24 protein-coding genes are annotated in these 19102 nt (G+C 65.2%); 14 read left to right on the top strand and 10 right to left on the bottom strand.

The annotated features are described in order from the left end of the window. Positions 1 to 27: 27 nt before the first annotated feature. Positions 28 to 471, bottom strand: coding sequence for a helix-turn-helix domain-containing protein (locus tag N430_RS14990; RefSeq protein ID WP_110637798.1), 444 nt, complete (start codon positions 469 to 471; stop codon positions 28 to 30). 103 nt (positions 472 to 574) lie between these two features. Here N430_RS14990 and N430_RS14985 point away from each other — a divergent pair, with 103 nt between their 5' ends. Beyond that, the gene (locus tag N430_RS14985) at positions 575 to 1768 is read left to right on the top strand and encodes an MFS transporter (RefSeq protein ID WP_110637797.1); all 1194 of its coding nucleotides are present in this window, start codon (positions 575 to 577) and stop codon (positions 1766 to 1768) included. Here N430_RS14985 and N430_RS14980 read toward each other — a convergent pair. The 5 genes from N430_RS14980 to N430_RS14960 form a co-directional block, all read right to left on the bottom strand. Next, the gene (locus N430_RS14980; RefSeq protein WP_110637796.1) at positions 1756 to 2439 is read right to left on the bottom strand and encodes an OmpW family protein; all 684 of its coding nucleotides are present in this window, start codon (positions 2437 to 2439) and stop codon (positions 1756 to 1758) included. The genes N430_RS14985 and N430_RS14980 overlap by 13 nt on opposite strands. A gap of 109 nt (positions 2440 to 2548) precedes the next feature. Further along, the gene (locus tag N430_RS14975; protein WP_110637795.1) at positions 2549 to 3064 is read right to left on the bottom strand and encodes a DUF3299 domain-containing protein; all 516 of its coding nucleotides are present in this window, start codon (positions 3062 to 3064) and stop codon (positions 2549 to 2551) included. 8 nt (positions 3065 to 3072) lie between these two features. After that, positions 3073 to 4338 carry an ABC transporter permease gene (locus tag N430_RS14970; RefSeq protein WP_110637794.1) on the bottom strand — a complete coding sequence of 422 codons (1266 nt, stop codon included), beginning with the start codon at positions 4336 to 4338 and terminating at the stop codon, positions 3073 to 3075. Next, a complete protein-coding gene (locus N430_RS14965) occupies positions 4338 to 5048 on the bottom strand; it encodes an ABC transporter ATP-binding protein (protein ID WP_110637793.1) in 711 nt (236 codons plus the stop codon). The genes N430_RS14970 and N430_RS14965 overlap by 1 nt, the downstream gene beginning before the upstream one ends. Before the next feature lies 1 nt (position 5049). After that, a complete protein-coding gene (locus tag N430_RS14960; RefSeq protein WP_110637792.1) occupies positions 5050 to 5625 on the bottom strand; it encodes a DUF2796 domain-containing protein in 576 nt (191 codons plus the stop codon). A 131-nt stretch (positions 5626 to 5756) separates the two neighbouring features. Between N430_RS14960 and N430_RS14955 the strand changes: the two genes are divergently transcribed. Next, positions 5757 to 6092, top strand: a complete 336-nt coding sequence (locus N430_RS14955) for a hypothetical protein (RefSeq protein WP_110637791.1) — start codon at positions 5757 to 5759, stop codon at positions 6090 to 6092. A 130-nt stretch (positions 6093 to 6222) separates the two neighbouring features. Here N430_RS14955 and trxA read toward each other — a convergent pair whose 3' ends face one another. The 3 genes from trxA to N430_RS14940 are packed head-to-tail and all read right to left on the bottom strand — an operon-like array spanning position 6223 to position 8251. Then, entirely contained in the window at positions 6223 to 7107 is an 885-nt protein-coding gene (gene trxA, locus N430_RS14950) for a thioredoxin (RefSeq protein ID WP_110637790.1), read from the bottom strand. Positions 7108 to 7138: 31 nt separating this feature from the next. Next, the gene (locus tag N430_RS14945) at positions 7139 to 7798 is read right to left on the bottom strand and encodes a methyltransferase (protein WP_110637789.1); all 660 of its coding nucleotides are present in this window, start codon (positions 7796 to 7798) and stop codon (positions 7139 to 7141) included. Then, on the bottom strand, positions 7799 to 8251 hold the full coding sequence (locus N430_RS14940) for a YbaY family lipoprotein (protein WP_110637788.1): 453 nt from the start codon (positions 8249 to 8251) through the stop codon (positions 7799 to 7801). 105 nt (positions 8252 to 8356) lie between these two features. Here N430_RS14940 and nrdR point away from each other — a divergent pair, with 105 nt between their 5' ends. The 12 genes from nrdR to N430_RS14880 all read left to right on the top strand — a co-directional run bounded on the left by nrdR (position 8357) and on the right by N430_RS14880 (position 17194). Further along, positions 8357 to 8821, top strand: coding sequence for a transcriptional regulator NrdR (nrdR, locus tag N430_RS14935; protein WP_003255402.1), 465 nt, complete (start codon positions 8357 to 8359; stop codon positions 8819 to 8821). A 2-nt stretch (positions 8822 to 8823) separates the two neighbouring features. Beyond that, positions 8824 to 9954 carry a bifunctional diaminohydroxyphosphoribosylaminopyrimidine deaminase/5-amino-6-(5-phosphoribosylamino)uracil reductase RibD gene (ribD, locus tag N430_RS14930; protein ID WP_110637787.1) on the top strand — a complete coding sequence of 377 codons (1131 nt, stop codon included), beginning with the start codon at positions 8824 to 8826 and terminating at the stop codon, positions 9952 to 9954. Positions 9955 to 9996: 42 nt separating this feature from the next. After that, entirely contained in the window at positions 9997 to 10662 is a 666-nt protein-coding gene (locus N430_RS14925; RefSeq protein WP_016497780.1) for a riboflavin synthase, read from the top strand. An 18-nt stretch (positions 10663 to 10680) separates the two neighbouring features. Continuing rightward, on the top strand, positions 10681 to 11772 hold the full coding sequence (gene ribBA / locus N430_RS14920; RefSeq protein ID WP_027917815.1) for a bifunctional 3,4-dihydroxy-2-butanone-4-phosphate synthase/GTP cyclohydrolase II: 1092 nt from the start codon (positions 10681 to 10683) through the stop codon (positions 11770 to 11772). Positions 11773 to 11863: 91 nt separating this feature from the next. Continuing rightward, a complete protein-coding gene (ribE, locus tag N430_RS14915; protein ID WP_027917814.1) occupies positions 11864 to 12340 on the top strand; it encodes a 6,7-dimethyl-8-ribityllumazine synthase in 477 nt (158 codons plus the stop codon). Next, positions 12337 to 12837: a transcription antitermination factor NusB gene (gene nusB / locus N430_RS14910; RefSeq protein WP_003255393.1), complete on the top strand. Its 501-nt coding sequence runs from the start codon at positions 12337 to 12339 to the stop codon at positions 12835 to 12837. The genes ribE and nusB overlap by 4 nt, the downstream gene beginning before the upstream one ends. Positions 12838 to 12855: 18 nt before the next feature. Further along, a complete protein-coding gene (gene thiL / locus N430_RS14905) occupies positions 12856 to 13824 on the top strand; it encodes a thiamine-phosphate kinase (RefSeq protein ID WP_110637786.1) in 969 nt (322 codons plus the stop codon). Beyond that, positions 13821 to 14324, top strand: a complete 504-nt coding sequence (locus tag N430_RS14900) for a phosphatidylglycerophosphatase A (RefSeq protein ID WP_027917812.1) — start codon at positions 13821 to 13823, stop codon at positions 14322 to 14324. The genes thiL and N430_RS14900 overlap by 4 nt, the downstream gene beginning before the upstream one ends. Positions 14325 to 14340: 16 nt before the next feature. Next, positions 14341 to 15084: an ABC transporter substrate-binding protein gene (locus N430_RS14895; protein ID WP_110637785.1), complete on the top strand. Its 744-nt coding sequence runs from the start codon at positions 14341 to 14343 to the stop codon at positions 15082 to 15084. Between the two features lie 264 nt (positions 15085 to 15348). Continuing rightward, positions 15349 to 15966, top strand: coding sequence for a GTP cyclohydrolase II (gene ribA / locus N430_RS14890; RefSeq protein WP_103448799.1), 618 nt, complete (start codon positions 15349 to 15351; stop codon positions 15964 to 15966). Continuing rightward, entirely contained in the window at positions 15963 to 16382 is a 420-nt protein-coding gene (locus N430_RS14885; protein WP_110637784.1) for an MFS transporter, read from the top strand. The genes ribA and N430_RS14885 overlap by 4 nt, the downstream gene beginning before the upstream one ends. Continuing rightward, positions 16382 to 17194 (top strand): cobalamin-binding protein, encoded by an 813-nt coding sequence (locus tag N430_RS14880; RefSeq protein ID WP_110637783.1) that lies wholly within the window; start codon positions 16382 to 16384, stop codon positions 17192 to 17194. The genes N430_RS14885 and N430_RS14880 overlap by 1 nt, the downstream gene beginning before the upstream one ends. Here the strand turns inward: N430_RS14880 and N430_RS14875 are convergent. After that, positions 17172 to 19043 carry a TonB-dependent receptor domain-containing protein gene (locus N430_RS14875; RefSeq protein ID WP_116583644.1) on the bottom strand — a complete coding sequence of 624 codons (1872 nt, stop codon included), beginning with the start codon at positions 19041 to 19043 and terminating at the stop codon, positions 17172 to 17174. The genes N430_RS14880 and N430_RS14875 overlap by 23 nt on opposite strands. Between the last annotated feature and the right edge of the window lie 59 nt (positions 19044 to 19102).

Raw genomic sequence — 19102 nt, 5'->3', positions numbered from 1 at the left:
CGAAAGGGCCGCAAAGCGGCCCCAGGTTCATGAATGCCGCACAACCTTGCGTAGGCAATCCTCCGCCGCGAGCAGTCTGCCATCTTCGGCCCGCACCTGCAGAATCCCGACCGGCCGCCCCTTGGCACTGTCCACCAGCTCCGACCGCGCTTCCCCCGCGTCGAACAAAAACCGTTCCCCCCACTGGCGCAACCCCACCACGATCGGAAACACCGAGCGCCCTTTCTCGGTCAGCACATATTCCTTGTAGGCGCTGCCATCCGACGCCGGCTGCAACGCCAGCAACCCACTCTCCACCAGCAGCTTCAGCCGCGACGCCAGGATGTTCTTCGCCAGCCCCAGGTTCTTCTGGAACTCGCTGAAACGGCGCAGGCCATCGAAGGCATCACGCAGGATCATCAGCGCCCAACGGTCACCCAGCACTTCCAGCGCCCGGGCCACAGGGCATTGAGCGTTCACTTCATCGAGCATTGGCAGCACCTGCTTGGTTCATCTGGTTGCAGATTAAAACCACTCTTGCTAAATATCCATCATATGGTTTCAATTTGAAACCAGATGCGAAGGAGTCAGCCTGATGAATCGCTGGATAACCCTGTTGCTTGCCGCCACCTGCGCCATGGCCGTGGCCACGGTGTATTTCGCCCAGCCTTTGCTCGAGTCGATGGCCAGTGACCTGGGGGTGGCGCAGCAGCAGATCGGTTGGGTGGTCGGTGCGACCCAGGCGGGTTATGCCCTTGGGTTGATCCTGATCGTACCGCTGGGCGACCTGATCGAGCGCAAGCGCCTGCTGCTGGTGCAGTTGCTCGTTGCCGCTCTGGCCCTGGTCGGTGTCGGCCTGGCACAGGACTGGCTGGTTCTGCTGGCAGCCTTGGCCCTGGTCGGGCTGATGGCGGTCATGGTGCAGGTGATGGTCGCCCACGCCGCGACCCTCGCCACCCCAGCCAGCCAGGGCCAGGCGGTGGGTACGGTCACCAGCGGGGTCGTGCTGGGCATCTTGCTGGCGCGTCTGGTCTCGGGAGCGCTCGCCGACCTGGCTGGATGGCGCAGTGTGTACTTCGTGGCGGCGGCACTGCTCATGCTGATGGCCGTGGTGCTCTGGCGCTGGCTGCCAGTGAGTCGGTTACCCGCGCAACGACCTGGCTACCTGCAATTGATTGGCTCTTTGTACGCTTTGTATCGCCACGACAGCCTGCTGCGCCGGCGTGGGTTGCTCGGCCTGCTGATCTTCGCTGCATTCAGCGTGCTGTGGAGTGCCATGGTGCTGCCCCTGAGCGCACCTGCGCTTGCGCTCAGCCATACCGAGATCGGCCTGTTCGGCCTGGCGGGGATCGCCGGCACCTTGGCGGCGTCGCGAGCCGGGCGTCTGGCTGATCGAGGGCTGGGCGAGCGCACCACCGTCCTGGCGCTGGCCTTGTTGACGCTGTCATGGCTGGCGACAGCCTTCGTTGGTCAATCGTTGGCGTTGTTCGTGCTGGGTGTGCTGATGCTGGATTTCGCCGTGCAGGCGGTGCATGTCACCAACCAGAGCCTGCTGCTGGCGGGGCGTGGTGCGATGGCTAGCCGCTTGATCGGCGCCTACATGTGTTGCTACTCGATCGGCAGCGGTTTGGGGGCGGTGCTGGCGAGCTGGGTGTATGCGCGCTGGGGCTGGACTGCGGTATGCGGGCTGGGGATGGTGATCAGTGCGCTGGCGCTGGGGTACTGGTCTTGGGGGCAACGAGAGAGGGCGGCCGAAGCCGCCCTGCCGTGTTCAGGTCAGAACTTGTAGCCAAGGCCGACCATGTACACCCAAGGGTCGACATCGACGTCGACCTTGGTCTTGCTGTAGCCCAGGGCGGTTGGGCCGTTGACGCTGGCCTTGGTGTCGATGTCGACGTACCAGACCGAGGCGTTGACCAGCAGGTTGTCGGTGATCATGTAGTCCATGCCCAACTGGCCGGCGATACCGACCGAATCCTGCAGCTTGAGGTTGCTGAAGCCCTGCTGCTTGCGCTCGCTGGTCAGGTCTTCGTCGAAGAACAGGGTGTAGTTGATGCCCACGCCGGCATAGGGCTGGAACTTGGAGTTAGGCTCCATCGGGTAGTACTGCACGGACAGGGTCGGTGGCAGCTGTTTGATGTCGGCCAGTTTTCCGTCCAGCCCGCCGCCCAGGCCTTTGACGCCTACGCTGTGCTTGAACGGGGTTGCGGCCAGCAGCTCCAGGCCGATGTGGTCGGTGAGCATGTAGGCGAAGGTCAGGCCCAGCTGGGTGTCGCTGTCCAGGGTCGCCTTGGTGCCCGATACCTTGTTGCCGTCGAATTTCAGGTCGCCGCTGTTTTCGTTCGGTGCAGTGGTGATGGCACCGGCGCGGACGATGACATCGCCCGCCTTGTGGGCGTGGGCAACAGGGGCGGCGAGCGCAAGGGCCACAAGCGAGGCGCCGAGCAAGGACTTGTTCATGGAAGCTCCCAAAGGACGTGAGTAATCGAGTAGTCCAATGGTACGGATGCGTCTGAACCGAAAGTTTGACCCAGCTCAAAGAAGCGTCGTCACGAATTCGAAACAGTTCTCACTTGAGAACATAAGCGTATATTTTCTCGGCTTCCATCTGGTAGCCGGCGTCGGCCAATTCGCTGCTGGAGGCTCTAACTTGCATCTTTCCCTCGATCCAGTAGGGCTGGTAGAGGTCCTCCACACGCACACCCATTTCGCTGAAAATGTGCACGATCTGGTTCGACGGTGGGGGCGGCACATGGATGCAGGCGCCGTAGTAAGGCACCAGCAAGAATTCCGTGGTGCGGCCTTCTTCACTCACCTCCAGCGGCACGATGTAGCCCGGGATCTTGACCTGTTGGCCGTCGAGGCTTTTCACCACCGGGGCGTCGGGCGCCTGCTGGCGTGCCGGCGGGGCCGACTCGGCTGACAGTGCATTGCTCAGCTGCGACATGTCGTGCAGCGGCGTCAGTTGTGGCGGGATGACCGGCGCGCCTTCAGGGATCAATGCGGGCCAGTCCAGTTCGCGCACCTCGTCCGCCCACACAGGGGCGGCGAGGAACAGGATCGATAGCAGTAATACGCGGAGCATGGTGCCTCTCAGAGGTGAATGGACAGGCCATCGGCCAGCGACTGCCGATAGGCACGCCAGGCCGGCACGCTGCCCATCAGCAGCGCTGCGCCCAGGATGATAGCCAGCAGCGTCCATTCATGTGCGCTGGGCAGGGCCACGGGTAGGTACAGACCGTAATTGGCCTGAACGTAGCCCTGGGCCACGGCAATGCCCGCATACAGCAAGCCAAGCCCCGCCACGATGCCCGTCACCGCCAGCGCCAGCGCTTCGAGCACCAGCAGCCCGGCGATATGCCACGGCCGTGCGCCCACCGAGCGCAGGATCGCCATTTCCCGGCGGCGTTCGTTGAGGCTGGTGAGGATTGCCGTGAGCATGCCGATCAAGCCGGTCAGTACTACGAACAGCGACACTACGAACAACGCCTGTTCGGCAGTGCCCATCAGGCTCCACAGTTCCTGCAAGGCAACCCCAGGCAGGATCGCCAGCAACGGTTCGTTGCGGTACTCGTTGATCTCGCGCTGCAGGCTGAAGGTGGCAAGCTTGTTGTTCAGGCCGAGCATGAACGCGGTGATGGCGGCTGGCTGCAGGTCCATGGTCCGCGCCTGTTCGGCGCTGATGCGCCCGGCACCACGGGCCGGCACGCCGTTGTGCCAGTCGATGTGAATCGCCTCCATGCCGCCGAGGCTGATGTGCAGGGTGCGGTCGACCGGCGTGCCGGTGCGCTTGAGCACGCCGACCACGGTGAACGGCTTGTCGTCGTGCTTGACGAGGCTGATCGCGGCGACACCGTGCGCCAGTACCAGCTTGTCGCCCAGCTTGTAGTGCAGCGCGTCGGCCACTTCGGCGCCGAGCACCACTTCGAACGGGTCGCTGGCGAATTCACGGCCCTGGCTCAGCTCCAGATGCTGCTTGCGGCCGTACTGGTAATGGCTGAAGTAATCGGTGGTGGTCCCCATCACCCGGTAGCCACGGTGCGAGTCACCCAGCGAGATCGGGATCGCCCACTTCACCCGCGGGTCCTGGGCATAGTGCTGGAAGCTGTCCCAGCGGATGTTGTTGGTGGCGTTGCCGATGCGGAACACCGAGTACAGCAGCAGGTTCACCGAGCCCGAACGGGCGCCGACGATCAGGTCGGTGCCGCTGATGGTGCTGGCGAAGCTGGCGCGCGCTTCGGTGCGCACGCGTTCTACGGCCAGCAGCAGGCACACCGACAGGGCGATGGCGAAGGCGGTGAGGAATGCGGTGAAACGGCGGTTGGCCAGGCTGGCCAAGGCAAGGCGGAGCAGGTACATCAGGCCTCCCGGGGCTTGGCGGCGCGGTTGAGTTCGGCCAGGGACAGGTGACGGTCGAACAGCGGTGCCAGGCTCTGGTCATGGCTGACGAACAACAGGCTGGAGCCTGCCGCGCGGCACTCGTCGAACAGCAAGCGGATGAACGCTTCGCGGGTGTCGGCATCCAGCGCCGAGGTTGGCTCGTCGGCAATCACCAGTTCGGGCTGGCCGATCAGTGCACGTGCAGCGGCGACGCGTTGCTGCTGACCGATCGACAGGCTGTCGGCGCGCCGCGCAAGCAGCGCCGGATCGCCCAGACCCAGGTGCGCCAGCAGTTCGCTGGCGGCCTGGTCGACGCTGCCGTGGCGCTGTATGGCCCGTTCGGCGCGGCTGCGCGAGAAGCGGCAGGGCAGCTCGACGTTCTCGCGCATCGAGAGAAACGGCAGCAGGTTGAACTGCTGGAAGATGTAGCCGGTATGGTCGACCCGGAAGCGGTCACGCGCACCCTGGCCGAGCAGGGCGAGGTCCTGCCCGAGCAACTGGATACGCCCCTGGCCCGGCCGGTTGACCCCGCCGAGCAGGCCCAGCAGGGTGGTCTTGCCACTGCCGCTGGGGCCCTTGAGGAACAGTGCTTCGCCGGCTTCCAGGCAGAACGCCGGGATATCCAGCAGCGGCGCCTGGCCGGGCCAGGCGAACACCAGGTCCTGCAGTTCAATCAACGCCTGGCTCATTTCAGAACGCGACCACGGCCTTGGCAGGCGAGCTCTCGACGCCTTTCTGGCCGTTCGGGCCGATCAGTTGCACGTTGATCTTCTGGGTGGCCGGGAAGGCCTTGTACAGCGGGGAAAGGTCGATCTGGGCGAGTTTTTCCGGGGTGGCGCAGGTCAGCTGGTAGTGGGCATTGATGTCGCTGTGCACGTGGCCTTTCTCGTGCTCGTCACCGTCGTCGTCAGCCTTGGCTGCATCGCCGAACAGCGGGCTTTCCAGCTCTTGCTGGTCTTCCTTGCAGCCGGCGGCCGAGGCCAGGGCGAACAGCTTGAGCGGCTGTTCGAGCTGCTGGCGTACGGCGGCGACCTTGGCCTTGTCGGCATCGCTGCTGGCCATGTGCTCGAAGCCGACCAGGTTCATCGCCGGGCTGTCCAGCTCCAGCTCCAGGGTGTTGCCATCGAGCACGGCATTGAGCTTGGCCACGCCATGCTCGTGGGCGCCGAGAGTGCCGTGGGCGTGATCATGGTCATGTTCGTTGTGGGCATGGGCCACGGCCAGGGGCAGCAGGGCGAAGGGCAGGGCGAGCAGCAGACGACGCATGGACGACTCCGGGAGCGGGCTGTAAGATTCGGTTATGTTATAACAATTTTTCTTCGCGCCGCCAGCCTGTGTGGCGCAGGTTTCATGTTGCGGTAGCATGGTTGCATTGACCTGAGCTCAAGGAACGCATCGTGAGAATTCGTGGACAGATTGGTGACTGGCCGGTGGACCTGACCATCGAGCTGGAGCCGCAGGAGTGGGCGCAGTTGGGGCGGAATGTCGAGGTGCCGGTGGTTCAGCCGGTAGCCACGGCAGCGGCACCGCGCCAGGATGATGGGCAGTGGAATGCGGCGCGTGAGGTGTTGCGCCTGGCAGGGCAGATGAGCGGGCCGGAGTTGCTCGACCGGCTGGAAGGGCTGGCAGGCAGTACGGCGGCGGGCAAGCGGCTGCTGGTGCGCTTGCGGCACAGCAGTGAGGTGAAGGTGGAAAGTGGCGTGGATGCGCCGGTGTACCACTGGGTGGGTTGAGGCTCTGGATTCTGGGGCTGCTCTGCAGCCCTTTCGCGACACAAGGCCGCTCCTACAGGAGACCGCGTTCCCTTGTAGGAGCGGCCTTGTGTCGCGAAAGGGCCGCAAAGCGGCCCCGGCAATCACAAACTCAAAACATGGCTGAAGACAAGCGACGGCGGTAAACACCTACCAGCGGGTGATCACTGCCCAGCAGCTCGAACACCTGCAGCATCGCCTTCTGCGGCAAGCCGTTCTCATACCCACGATTACGCTGGAACAGCTTCAGCAACCCATCCAGCGCCGCTTCATACTGCTGACGCGCCAACTGCTGAATGCTCAGCTGGTAGGTAGCCTCATCATCCTGCGGGTTCTGCGCCAGGCGGCTCTTCAAGTCGGCCACTTCCGGCAGGCTGGCGGCCTGGCGCAGGAAGGTCAGCTGCGCCTTGGCACCGGCCAGTGCAGCCTTGTGCTCGTCGGTCTTGACCGCGTCCAGCACCACCTGGGCTTCACCCAGCTCGCCACGCTCGGCCAGGCAACGGGCATAGTAGATCAGCGCTTCAGCATTGCTATTGTCTTCACCCAGCAGCGCCTGCAGCAGGGCTTCGGCCTCGGCGAACCGGCTTTCGGCGAACAGCGCCTTGGCCTGCTCCAGCGGCGAAGCGGCTGGCGCGGCCGGCATCTGCACATGCGGCTCGAGCATGGCGCGGATCGCCGATTCCGGCTGAGCACCGGCAAAGCCGTCAACCGGCTGGCCATCCTTGAACAGCACCACGGTCGGCAGGCTGCGGATGCCGAACTGGGCCACCACCTGCTGCTCGACGTCGCAGTTGATCTTGGCCAGCAGCAGCTCGCCCTGATAGCCCTCGGCGATCTTCGCCAGCAGCGGCATCAGCGCCTTGCACGGCGCGCACCACTCGGCCCAGAAATCCACCAGTACTGGTTTGTGGAAGGAATTCTCGATCACCAGTTGCTGGAAGGTGGCATCGGTGGCATCGAAGATGTAGGGCAGATCTTTACTAGGAGCAAGGCTCATCGCGACTCTCGCAAATCTGTGATTCGCACCACTATAAAGGCTCGCGGCTGGCGTGGTACAGGCTGACCCGGCGGAATTCGTGCGGCTCGGCCAGGTCCGGCAGGGTCAGGGCTTCGAGCACGCCTAGCTGGCGGTACAGCGGGTGGCTGAAATCACGGACACGCGAGTCGGCTACCAGTGCCTGGCGGCCACGGCCCAGGAAGGCATCGAGCAGCGGCAGGTTGGCGCGGTCATAGAGCACGTCGGCGACCAGGATCAGGTCGAAGCGGTCGGCTTCGGCGAAGAAATCGCTGCTGTAGCCCAGCTCGACATCGTTGAGCTGGGCGTTGGCACGGCAGGCGTCCAGGGCCAGCGGGTCAAGGTCACAGGCGACCACTTCCAGCGCCCCGGCACGGGCCGCCGCGATCCCGGCGATACCGGAGCCAGCGCCAAAGTCCAGCACGCGCTTGCCGGCGACCCACTCGGGGTGCGCCGCCAGGTAGCGGGCCATGGCCAGGCCGCTGGCCCAGCAGAAGCTCCAATACGGCGGTTCTTCGAGGATGCGCCGGGTTTCCTCACTGCTGAAGGCGCGGTCCATGTTCTGATCATCGATCAGCCACAGCTTCAGCTCGCACTCGGGCAAATCGCTGACCACCAGGCGCGCTTCGCCGATCAGGCCGCTGAGGGCCTGTTGCAGGGCAAGCGGCGCCACTTACGGCGCCTTCTCGAAGCGCAGCGGGCCGGTGGCCTGAGTCTGGGCCTGGATGATGCGCACGGGGGGCAGGTGCATGATCAGCTGGCCGGAACTGCTGGCACGCCCGCGCAGCTCGACGCGGGCCCCGGCAGGGAAGGCTTCGGGGTTGAAACGCAGGTGATAGGGCAGGGCCTGGCCGGTACCGGTCAGGTTGCTGCTGGCCAGCAGTTGTTGCGGGCGGTCGCGGTCGTCGATGACCAGCAGTGCCAGCTCCACGTCGGCGCCGGCGGGGATCTCCAGCAAGGTGCCGCTCAATTCACGCTGATAGGCCGGCAGCGGGCCAAGCGGCTCGGCGTTTTTCGCCACCTTGGCCGCTGTTGGCGCGGGGGCTGCTTCGGTCTTGGGGCGGTCACTGCCGCAGGCGGCGAGCAGGGAAGCGCAGCACAGCACGACGAGCGCACGAAGATGCATGGGTGGGTCCTTCACGGGCAGAATTGTATGGATGTTAACCCCTTTGGCTTGTCTTGCCAGTGCAATGCGCTACCATGGCCCTCCCTTTTTTTGTTGCCTGCCACCATGCACTGTCCCTTTTGCGGTGCCAACGACACCAAGGTCATCGACTCGCGTCTGGTCGCCGAGGGCGAACAGGTGCGCCGCCGCCGTGAATGCGTCGCCTGTGGCGAGCGCTTCACCACCTTCGAAACCGCCGAGCTGGTGCTGCCCCGGCTGATCAAGCAGGACGGCACGCGCCAGCCCTTCGATGAAGAGAAGCTGCGCGCCGGCATGCAGCGTGCGCTGGAGAAGCGCCCGGTCAGCGTCGAACGCCTGGAAGCGGCGCTGGCGCATATCAAGAGCCGCCTGCGCGCCACTGGCGAGCGTGAGGTCAAGTCACTGGTGGTAGGTGAAATGGTCATGGCCGAGCTGCGCAAGCTCGACGAGGTGGCCTATATCCGCTTCGCCTCGGTGTACCGGCGCTTCCAGGACCTTGACGAATTCCGCGAAGAAATCGACCGCCTGGCCCGCGAGCCGGCTAAAGAGTGAGCATGCCCAGCCAGACCGCGATCCTCGACGCCCATTACATGGCCCGCGCGCTGGAGCTGGCGCGCCAGGGTGTGTACACCACCCACCCCAACCCGCGTGTGGGTTGCGTGATTGTCCGCGATGGCGAGGTGGTCGGTGAAGGCTGGCATGTGCGTGCTGGCGAACCGCATGCCGAAGTGCATGCCCTGCGTCAGGCCGGCGAACGGGCCCGCGGCGCCTGTGCCTACGTGACCCTGGAACCGTGCAGCCACCATGGCCGCACGCCGCCGTGCGCCGAGGCGCTGGTCAAGGCCGGTGTGGCCCGGGTGGTCGCCGCCATGCAGGACCCCAATCCGCAAGTCGCAGGTCAAGGCCTGCGGCGCCTGTCCGATGCAGGCATCATGGTGGCCAGCGGCGTGCTCGAAGCTGAAGCCCGCGCCCTCAACCCTGGCTTTCTCAAGCGCATGGAACACGGCCTGCCGTTCGTCCGCGCCAAGCTGGCGATGAGCCTGGACGGTCGCACCGCCATGGCCAGCGGCGAAAGCCAGTGGATCACCGGGCCCGCTGCCCGTTCGGCGGTGCAGCGTCTGCGCGCCCGCTCCAGCGTGGTGCTGACCAGCGCGGCCAGCGTGCTGGCCGACAACGCGCGGATGACCGTGCGTGGCGCCGAGCTGGGCCTGGATGCCGAGACCACCGCCCTGGCGCTGAGCCGCACGCCGTTGCGCGTGCTGATCGACGGCCGCCTGCGTTTGCCGCTGGATGCGCCGTTCTTCCAGGCCGGCCCGGCACTGGTGGTCACCGCCGTCGCAGATGACCCGCAATATGCCGCTGCCGGCCATGAGCTGCTGAGCCTGCCGGGCGACAATGGCCAGGTGGACCTGCCGGCACTGCTGCAGGCACTGGCTGCGCGCGGCGTCAACGAAATCCTGCTGGAGGCCGGTGCCGGCCTGGTCGGCGCCTTTGCCCAACGGGGCCTGATCGACGAATACCAGCTGTTCGTCGCTGGCACCTTCCTCGGCTCCCAGGCCCGGCCGTTGCTGGACTGGCCGCTGGACAAGATGAGCCAGGCACCGCGGCTGAAAATCACCGAAATGCGCGCAGTGGGCGATGACTGGCGGGTCACGGCCATCCCTCTGCCGGCGCCCGGCGTATAATGCCGGGCTTGCCCCGCGCAACCCGTTTTTGAGGAAGTCCCCATGTTCACCGGCATCATCGAATCCATCGGCACCATCCGCAGCCTGACCCCCAAGGGCGGTGACGTGCGCGTCTACGTCGAAACCGGCAAGCTCGACCTGGGTGACGTCAAGCTCGGCGACAGCATCGCCGTCAACGGCGTGTGCCTGACCGCCGTCGAACTGCCGGGCAACGGGTTCTGGGCCGACGTCAGCGTCGAGACCCTCAAGCGTACCGCGTTTATCGACCTCAAGAGCGGCAGCAAGGTCAACCTGGAAAAAGCCCTGACCCCGACCACCCGCCTGGGCGGCCACCTGGTCAGCGGCCACGTCGACGGCGTCGGCGAAATCATCTCGCGCAGCGATAACGCCCGCGCCATCCAGTTCCGCGTGCGTGCACCCAAGGAGCTGGCCAAGTACATCGCCCACAAGGGTTCGATCACCGTCGACGGCACCAGCCTGACGGTCAACGAGGTCAATGGCGCCGAATTCGAGCTGACCATTGTCCCGCACACCCTGTCCGAAACCATCATGGCCGACTACCGCGCAGGGCGTCGGGTCAACCTTGAGGTCGACTTGCTGGCCCGTTACCTGGAGCGTCTGCTGCTGGGCGACAAGGCTGCCGAACCGAGCAAGGGCAGTGGCATCACCGAAAGCTTCCTGGCCGCCAACGGCTTCTTGAAATCCTGATTGAGAAGGGGGTGCCGAGTGGCGCTCAACAGCATCGAAGAACTGGTCGAAGACATCCGCCAGGGCAAAATGGTCATCCTCATGGATGACGAAGACCGCGAGAACGAAGGCGACATCATCATGGCGGCCGAATGCTGCCTGCCTGAGCACATCAACTTCATGGCCAAGCACGCCCGCGGCCTGATCTGCATGCCGATGACCCGCGAGCGCTGCGAAACCCTGAAGCTGCCGCTGATGGCGCCGCGCAACGGTTCGGGCTTCGGCACCAAGTTCACCGTGTCGATCGAAGCCGCCGAAGGCGTCACCACCGGCATTTCCGCTGCTGACCGTGCGCGCACCGTGCAGGCTGCCGCCGCCAAGGACGCCAAGGCCGAAGACATCGTCAGCCCAGGCCACATCTTCCCGCTGATGGCCCAGCCGGGCGGCACCCTGGCCCGCGCCGGCCACACCGAGGCGGCCTGCGACCTGGCGCGCATGGCCGGCTTTGAGCCGAGCGGCGTGATCTGCGAAGTGATGAACGACGACGGCACCATGTCGCGCCGCGCCGAGCTGGAAGTGTTCGCCGCCGAGCACGGCCTGAAGATCGGCACCATCGCCGACCTGATCCACTACCGCATGATCCACGAGCGCACCGTGCAGCGCGTCTCCGAACAGCCGATCGAGAGCGAGCTGGGCGAGTTCAACCTGGTTACCTACCGTGATGCGGTGGAAGGCGACGTGCACATGGCCCTGACCCTGGGCAACATCTGCGCCGAAGAGCCAACCCTGGTGCGCGTGCACAACATGGACCCGCTGCGCGACCTGCTGCTGGTCAAGCAGCCAGGCCGCTGGAGCCTGCGCGCGGCCATGGCCGCCGTGGCCGAGGCGGGCAGTGGCGTGGTACTGCTGCTGGGCCACCCGCTGGACGGCGACGTGCTGCTGGCGCACATCCGCGAAAGCGCGGGCGATGCACCGACCAAGGCGCCGACCACCTACAGCACCGTCGGTGCCGGTTCGCAGATCCTGCGTGACCTCGGCGTGCGCAAGATGCGCCTGATGAGTTCGCCGATGAAGTTCAATGCGATATCCGGATTCGATCTGGAAGTTGTAGAATACGTGCCCTCCGAGTGACTTGAGGCGGCATTGACGCCCAGAGCTCGAGTCCAGACCCCTGTCGAGGCCGCTTGTATGCGGCCTCGCTCTTGAAGATGAGAATATCGGAATGACCCTGAAGACCATCGAAGGTACCTTCATCGCCCCCAAAGGTCGCTATGCTTTGGTGGTTGGCCGCTTCAACAGCTTCGTCGTCGAAAGCCTGGTAAGCGGCGCCGTTGATACCCTGGTACGCCACGGTGTCAGCGAAAGCGACATCACCATCATCCGTGCCCCGGGCGCGTTCGAAATCCCGCTGGTGGCACAGAAAGTCGCCCAGCAAGGCGAATATGACGCGATCATCGCCCTGGGCGCAGTGATCCGTGGCGGTACCCCGCACTTCGAATACGTGGCGGGCGAATGCACCAAGGGCCTGGCCCAGGTGTCCATGGAGTTCGGCGTACCGGTGGCCTTCGGCGTTCTGACCGTCGACTCCATCGAGCAAGCCATCGAGCGCTCCGGCACCAAGGCTGGCAACAAAGGCGGTGAAGCTGCCCTGTCCGCTCTGGAAATGGTCAGCCTGCTGGCGCAGTTGGAGGCCAAGTGATTAGCGACGAAAGCGATCGTTTCAACCCGCGCGATCCAAAACCTGCGGATGCCGGCAAGCCATCGAAAAGCGCCAAGCGCCGCGAAGCCCGCAAGCTCGCGACCCAGGCCCTGTACCAGTGGCACATGGCCCAGCATTCGCTGAACGAGATCGAAGCGCAGTTCCGGGTCGATAACGATTTCACCGATGTCGACGGTGCCTATTTCCGCGAGATCCTCCACGGGGTCCCGGCGATCAAGGGCGAAATCGACAAGGCGCTGGTGCCTTGCATGACCATCGCCCTGGAAGAGCTCGACCCGGTCGAGCTGGCCGTGCTGCGGCTGTCCACCTGGGAACTGATCAAGCGCGTCGACGTACCGTACCGCGTGGTGATCAACGAAGGCGTGGAACTGGCCAAGGTCTTCGGTGCCACCGACGGCCACAAGTTCGTCAACGGTGTGCTGGACAAGCTCGCTCCGGCCCTGCGTGAAGCAGAAGTCAAGGCGAACAAGCGCTGATCCTGGCGCTGCCTGCCCATGGGTGAGTTCGAGCTGATCAACCATTACTTCGCCGCCGCGCCTTGTGCGCAGGGCGGCGAGGGCGTGGCCCTGGGTATCGGCGACGACTGTGCCCTGCTGGACCTTCCACCCGGTGAACAACTGGCGGTGTCGACCGACACCCTGGTCGCCGGTGTGCATTTCCCCGCTGTCTGCGACCCGCTGCTGCTTGGCCAGCGCTCGTTGGCCGTGGCGGCCAGTGACCTGGCGGCCATGGGCGCGACGGCGATCGGCTTCACCCTCGCCCTGACCCTGCCTGATGTCGGCCCCGACTGGCTGGCGGCCTATGCCGACGGGCTCAGCCGCATGGCCCACCGTTGCCGCATGAGCCTGATCGGTGGGGATACCACCCGTGGTCCGCTGAGCATCACCGTCACCGTGTTCGGCCGCGTGCCGGCCGGTCAGGCATTGCGCCGCAGCGGCGCGCGTCCGGGCGACCTGCTGTGTGTCGGTGGTTCGCTGGGCAAGGCGGCAGGGGCGTTGCCGCTGGTACTGGGTGAGCGCGAGGCGCCAGCGGAACTGGCCGAGCCGCTGCTCAATCACTACTGGTCGCCGATGCCTCAGCTCAACCTGGGCCAGCTGCTGCGCGGCCGGGCCACGGCGGCGTTGGACATTTCCGATGGCCTGCTCGCCGACTGCGGGCATATTGCCAAGGCGTCCGGGGTCGCACTCGAGGTGAACCTGGCGCAGGTGCCAGTGTCTCCTGCTTTGGAAGCCTTCCTTGGCCACGATGCGGCACGGCTGGCAGCGCTGACCGGTGGCGACGACTACGTACTGGCCTTCACCCTGCCGCCTGCGGCGCTCGCCCCGCTGACCGACCTCGGTTTTGCCGAGGTGCACGTGATAGGCCGCGTGCTCGAAGGCCAGGGCGTGGCCCTGCGCGACTCGCAGGGTCAGGACATCACCCCGGTTCAACGGGGCTATCAACACTTTAGGGAGACACCGTGACCGACCACCCCAACCAGGTGCCTGCGGAGTTCGTTCCGCCATCGGTCTGGCGCAACCCGTGGCACTTCATCGCCTTTGGCTTCGGCTCCGGCACCCTGCCCAAGGCCCCCGGCACCTGGGGGTCGATGGTAGCGATCCCGTTCATCCCGCTGTGGCAGATGCTGCCCGACTGGGGCTACTGGCTGCTGCTGGGTGTGATGATGCTGTTCGGCTTCTGGCTGTGCGGCAAAGTTGCGAATGACTTGCGTGTGCACGACCATGAAGGCATTGTCTGGGACGAGATGGTCGGCATGTGGATCACCCTCTGGCTGGTGCCGGAAGGGTGGCAGTGGATCCTCGCCGGGTTCCTGATGTTCCGCTTCTTCGACATTCTCAAGCCATGGCCGATTCGCTGGATCGACCGCCATGTGCACGGGGGTGTCGGGATCATGCTCGACGATATCCTGGCCGGTGTTTTCGCCTGGCTGGGCATGCAGATTCTGGTGTGGGCGGTAGGCTGAAGCGGGGAGCGTTTCGATGGCCATAAGGACTGTGCTGCTGGCAATGATGCTGAGCCTTGCCCCTTGGGCGATGGCGGCCGATGCGCTACCGAAGCAGATTCATCTGGTCAGCGAAGAGTGGATCGACTACACCAACGCCGATGGCAGTGGTGTGGCCTGGGATGTGCTGCGCAAGGTGTTCGAGCCTGCCGGGGTCAAGGTAGTGACCCAGAGTGCGCCGTACAGCCGTGCGGTTGGCCTGGTCAAGCGTGGCGAGTCGGATGCCTGGGTCGGGTCGTACAAGGAAGAGAACGACGACAACCTGTATCCGCGCTGGCATTTCGATATGGACCACATCTATGCCCTGGGCCTGGCCAGCAAGCCGGTGCCGACCCTGGCCACCGTCGGCCAGTACCGCCTGGCCTGGGTGCGCGGCTATGACTACAGCAGTTACCTGCCCAACGCGCACAACTTCCGCGAAATCCAGCGCCGTGAAGGCATCCTGCCGATGCTCGAACATGAGCGGGTGGATTTCTACATCGATGCGCAGACCGAAGTCGACTACGTGCTCGGGCAGTCCTCGCAGCCTGAGCGTTTTCGCAGCACCCATGTGGCCGAGCTGCCGTTGTACCTGGCGTTCTCCAAGAACGATCATGCCAAAGCCCTGTGCGACCTGTTCGACAAACGCATGGCCGAGCTGGTGCACAGCGGCGAACTGAAGCCGATCTTCGAGCACTGGAAGCAGCCGTATCCCTTCACGGCGGACAGCAAGCCACAGTAAGACCACTGTTTCATGGCCTGCGCGGCCTCCTGTGGGAGCGGGCGTGCCCGCGAAGCAGGCGACGCGGTGGATGGCACCGGCGCTGCCGGTGTTCGCGGGCACGCCCGCTCCCACAGGGATCGTGTAAGGCCCAGGCGAGTGCCAGCCCCCGACTAAGCATCGAACTTTTCGATCTTAAGCCACGGTATTCAACGAGCGCACACGCGGCGACCTGCTGATACAATCGGCTCACGAGAAATTTCCTACTTTATCCAGGAGCACAACGTGCCCGTCGTCTTTGTTGCCGCCTCGAAACTCCCGACTCCCTTTGCGATCTTCACCATGCATGGCTTCCTCGACGAAGCCACTGGCCGTGAGCACGTGGTGCTCAGCCTGGGTGATATCGCCGACGGCGAGCCGGTGTTGGGGCGTCTGCACTCCGAGTGCCTGACCGGCGATGCCCTGTTCAGCCAGCGCTGCGACTGTGGTTCGCAGCTGGAAGCCGCGCTGCAGGCTATCGCCCGCGAAGGCCGTGGCGTGCTGCTGTACCTGCGTCAGGAAGGCCGCGGCATCGGCCTTTTGAACAAGATTCGCGCCTATGAGCTGCAGGACGGTGGTGCCGACACCGTCGAGGCCAACGAGCGCCTGGGCTTCGCCGCCGACCAGCGCGACTACGCCATGTGCCTGCCAATGCTCGAGCACCTGGGTGTGAAAGCGCTGCGCCTGATGACCAACAACCCGCGCAAGGTCAAGGCGCTGACCGACATGAACATCAAGGTCGCCGAGCGCGTGCCGTTGCACACCGGGCACAACCCGCACAACCGTTACTACCTGGCGACCAAGGCCGGCAAGCTCGGTCACATGCTGGGTAACGAACACCAGGGCGAGGTGCCACAGGCGTGACCCGCGGCGAGGTCAAGCGGCGTTTGGCGCTGGCCTGGTGGCAGTACCTGGCAGTCGGCCTGGCGCCGCTGCCGGTCATGGCCTGGGCCTTTGGCGGCGGCGATGCACTGATCCCGGTGCTGGCGATGCCGCTGTTCATCTCCGGTGCCGCGACCATGTTCCTTAGCCTGCCGCGCTTCGGCGCTTACAAGCGGGCATTGATCGCCACCTCGAAGGTGCTGGGCACCGCTGAAGAGCCAGCCGCCTGGATCATCCTGGCGCGGGTGCGGCGCATGGCCATGTTGTTTGCCTGTTTCCCGGCCTGGGTCGCTGCGCTGTCGGTGCTGGTCGGGCTGGAGGCGGTGCCGCAGATCCTCCTCGCGCTGTCCACCGTGGTGCTGCTTTACCTCTACCGCATTCCGCGTCAGCTGGGCTGATGCGCGTCCTGCTTTGCCTGCTGGCAATGCTGGCCCTTGGCGCGAGGGCCGGCGAGCATTTGCGCGTGGTCAGCCTCGCGCCGTCGATGAGCGAAATCATGCTCGAACTGCACGCCGATGACCTGCTGGTGGGTGTGCTCGACGGCGGCGAGCGACCGCGAGTGCTGCAACGGCTGCCTTCGGTGGGGCGCCAGGGCCAGCTGGACATGGAAACCCTGCTCAGCCTCAAGCCTGACCTGCTGCTGCTCTGGCCCGGTAGCGTGGCACCCGCCCAGCGCGACCAGCTCAAGCGCTTGGGCATTGCCACCTACAGCGCCGAACCCCACGACCTGAATCAGCTGATCGAGCAGATCGAGGCCATTGCCGTGCGTGTCGGGCGGGGCGAGCAAGGCAGGCCCTACGTGCAGGCGTTGCGCGAGCGCCTGCGGCAGCTGCGCCAGCAGTACCGGCGCGAGCAGCCGTTGCGGGTGTTCTACCAGGTCTGGGATCGGCCGCTTTACACCCTGGGCGGGCGGCAGGTGGTCAGCGATGCCCTGGCAGTGTGCGGGGCGCGCAATGTCTTTGCCGATCTGAGCCAGCCGGCACCGCAGGTGAATGTCGAGTCGGTGCTGATGCGTGACCCGCAGGTGATTTTGGCGGGTGATGAGGCACAGCTTGCGAGCTGGAAAGCCTGGCCACGGCTGAGCGCGGTGGCCGGCGGGGGCTTGCTGGTGGTGCCGGACAAGGGCCTGGAGCGGCCCAGCGGGCAGATGATCGAAGCCACCGCCCGCTTGTGCGCATTGCTGGCGGCTAGAGTGCCGGCGTCCAGGTGACGCTGAACAGCGCAGTGCGGCCTTCTTCGCGGTAGCCGTAGCTGGCCCCGTCAAAGCTGTACAGCGACCGGCTGTAGTCCCTGTCCAGCAGGTTATCCAGCTTCACTTCCAGCTTCAGTTCCTCGGTTGCCAGCCAGCCTGCCCGCAGGCCCAGCAAGCCGTAGCCGCCGAGTCGATTGCGGTTGGCTTCGTCATCGTAGCTGGCGCTCACGGCCTGCCAGCTGGCGCCCACATTGAAACGTTCGAACTGGCGATCAAGGTCCAGGCTCAGGGTGCGGCGGGCGCGGCGGGCGAGGGTATGGCCACTGTCGCGGTCGCGTGGGTCGATCAGCGCCAGGCCAAGCTGGCTGCGCCATTCGCCCCATTGCTGGTCCAGTGCCATTTCCAGGCCGTTGATACGCGCCGAAGCGACGTTTTGCGGAATCGAGTCCTGGCCGAAGATGATCGCATCGCGCAGGTCGGTGCGGTACAGCGAGGTCTCCAGGCGGCTGTCGCGGGTCAGCTGGCTGCGCCACTGCACTTCATAGCTCTTCGAACGCTCGGGCTTGAGGTCCGGGTTGCTGAACTGCGGGTAGTACAGGTCGTTGAACGTCGGGGCGCGGAAGCCCTCGCTGTAGGACAGCAGCAGGTCATTGCGGGCATTCAGCGGCACGGTGAGGCTGCCGCTCCAGGTGGTCTGGCCGCCGAACTGCTGGTTCTCGTCGTGGCGTACGCCCAGCTCGGTGGAGAAGTCTTCACCGCTGTAGCGGTGCTGGATGAAGGCCGCACGGTTCCAGCGGCTGTCCTCGGTAAAGTCGGTGCTGCCATGCACACGGTCTTCGTACCAGTCACCGCCCAGCAACAGGTTGTGCCGCTCGGCCAGCGCCAGGTCGTTCTGCCAGGTGACCTGGTCGCGATAGGTGTTGAACACGAAGCGCTCGTCGCTGAGCTTGTCGCGCTTGTCGTCACGGTTTTCGCTGTGGGCGAGCTCCAGGCGCGAATGCCAGGCATCGTTGAGCTGAGCGTCAAGATAACTGCCCAGGCTGCTGACGCTGAAGTCGGTGTAGGGCTTTTGCCCGAAGCTCTCGAAGGTGACCGGGTCGAAGCGGCCGAACGGGTTGTCGTATTCGCTGCGGCCGCGGCTGTCGAGCAAGTTCAGCCCAGCTTCGAAGCGCTCGTCGAAGGTATGGCTCAGGCTCAGGTTGAGCGACTGGCTGCGGTAGGCATCGTGGTCGCCGTCGCTGGCAAACGATGGGCCGGTCGAGTCGATGCCAGCGGTTTCATCGAGGCTGGCTCCGAGGTTGAAACGGGTGGCATCGTCACCGCCGGACAGCCCGAGGCTTCGCTGGAACGTCTGGTTGCTGCCCGCTGCCAGGCGCAGGCGTGGTTGCAGGCCGGGGCCGCTGCTGCGGCGGGTGAAGATCTGGATCCCCCCGCCAATGGCATCGCTGCCATACACTGCCGAGCGCGAGCCGCGCAGTACTTCGACGCGTTCGATCTGGTCGACATCGAGAAACTGCAAGCCGCTGTCGCCGGAGGTGGCATTGGCGATGCGCACGCCATCGACCAGCACCAGGCTCTGGGCGGCCTTGGTGCCACGGATGAAGATGCCCGGCAGGCTGCCACGGCCTCCGGTGGGCGCGACTTGCACGCCGGGCACGCGGGTGAGCAGGTCGGTGACGCTGCTGGGTTGCAGGCGGTCGATGTCGGCGCGGGTGAAGACGGTGTTGGCGGCGCTGGTGGCGGTACGCGATTCGACCTGGCGGTTGGCGCTGATCAGGATGTCGGGGAGCTTGAGGGCGTCGTCGCGTTCAGCGGCCAGCAGGAGTGTAGGCGCGCAGAGTAGCGCGGCACAGGCGGATTTTTTCATGTGCAGTTCCATAGCATTCGCGGGCATGCCCGCTCCCACAGGGTCATCACCGGTCTTGA

Origin of the sequence: Pseudomonas sp. CC120222-01a (assembly GCF_003097235.1) — a bacterium.
Lineage (GTDB): Bacteria > Pseudomonadota > Gammaproteobacteria > Pseudomonadales > Pseudomonadaceae > Aquipseudomonas.
Note: the sequence above shows the minus strand (reverse complement) of the source record. Positions and strands in the feature narration are given on the sequence as shown.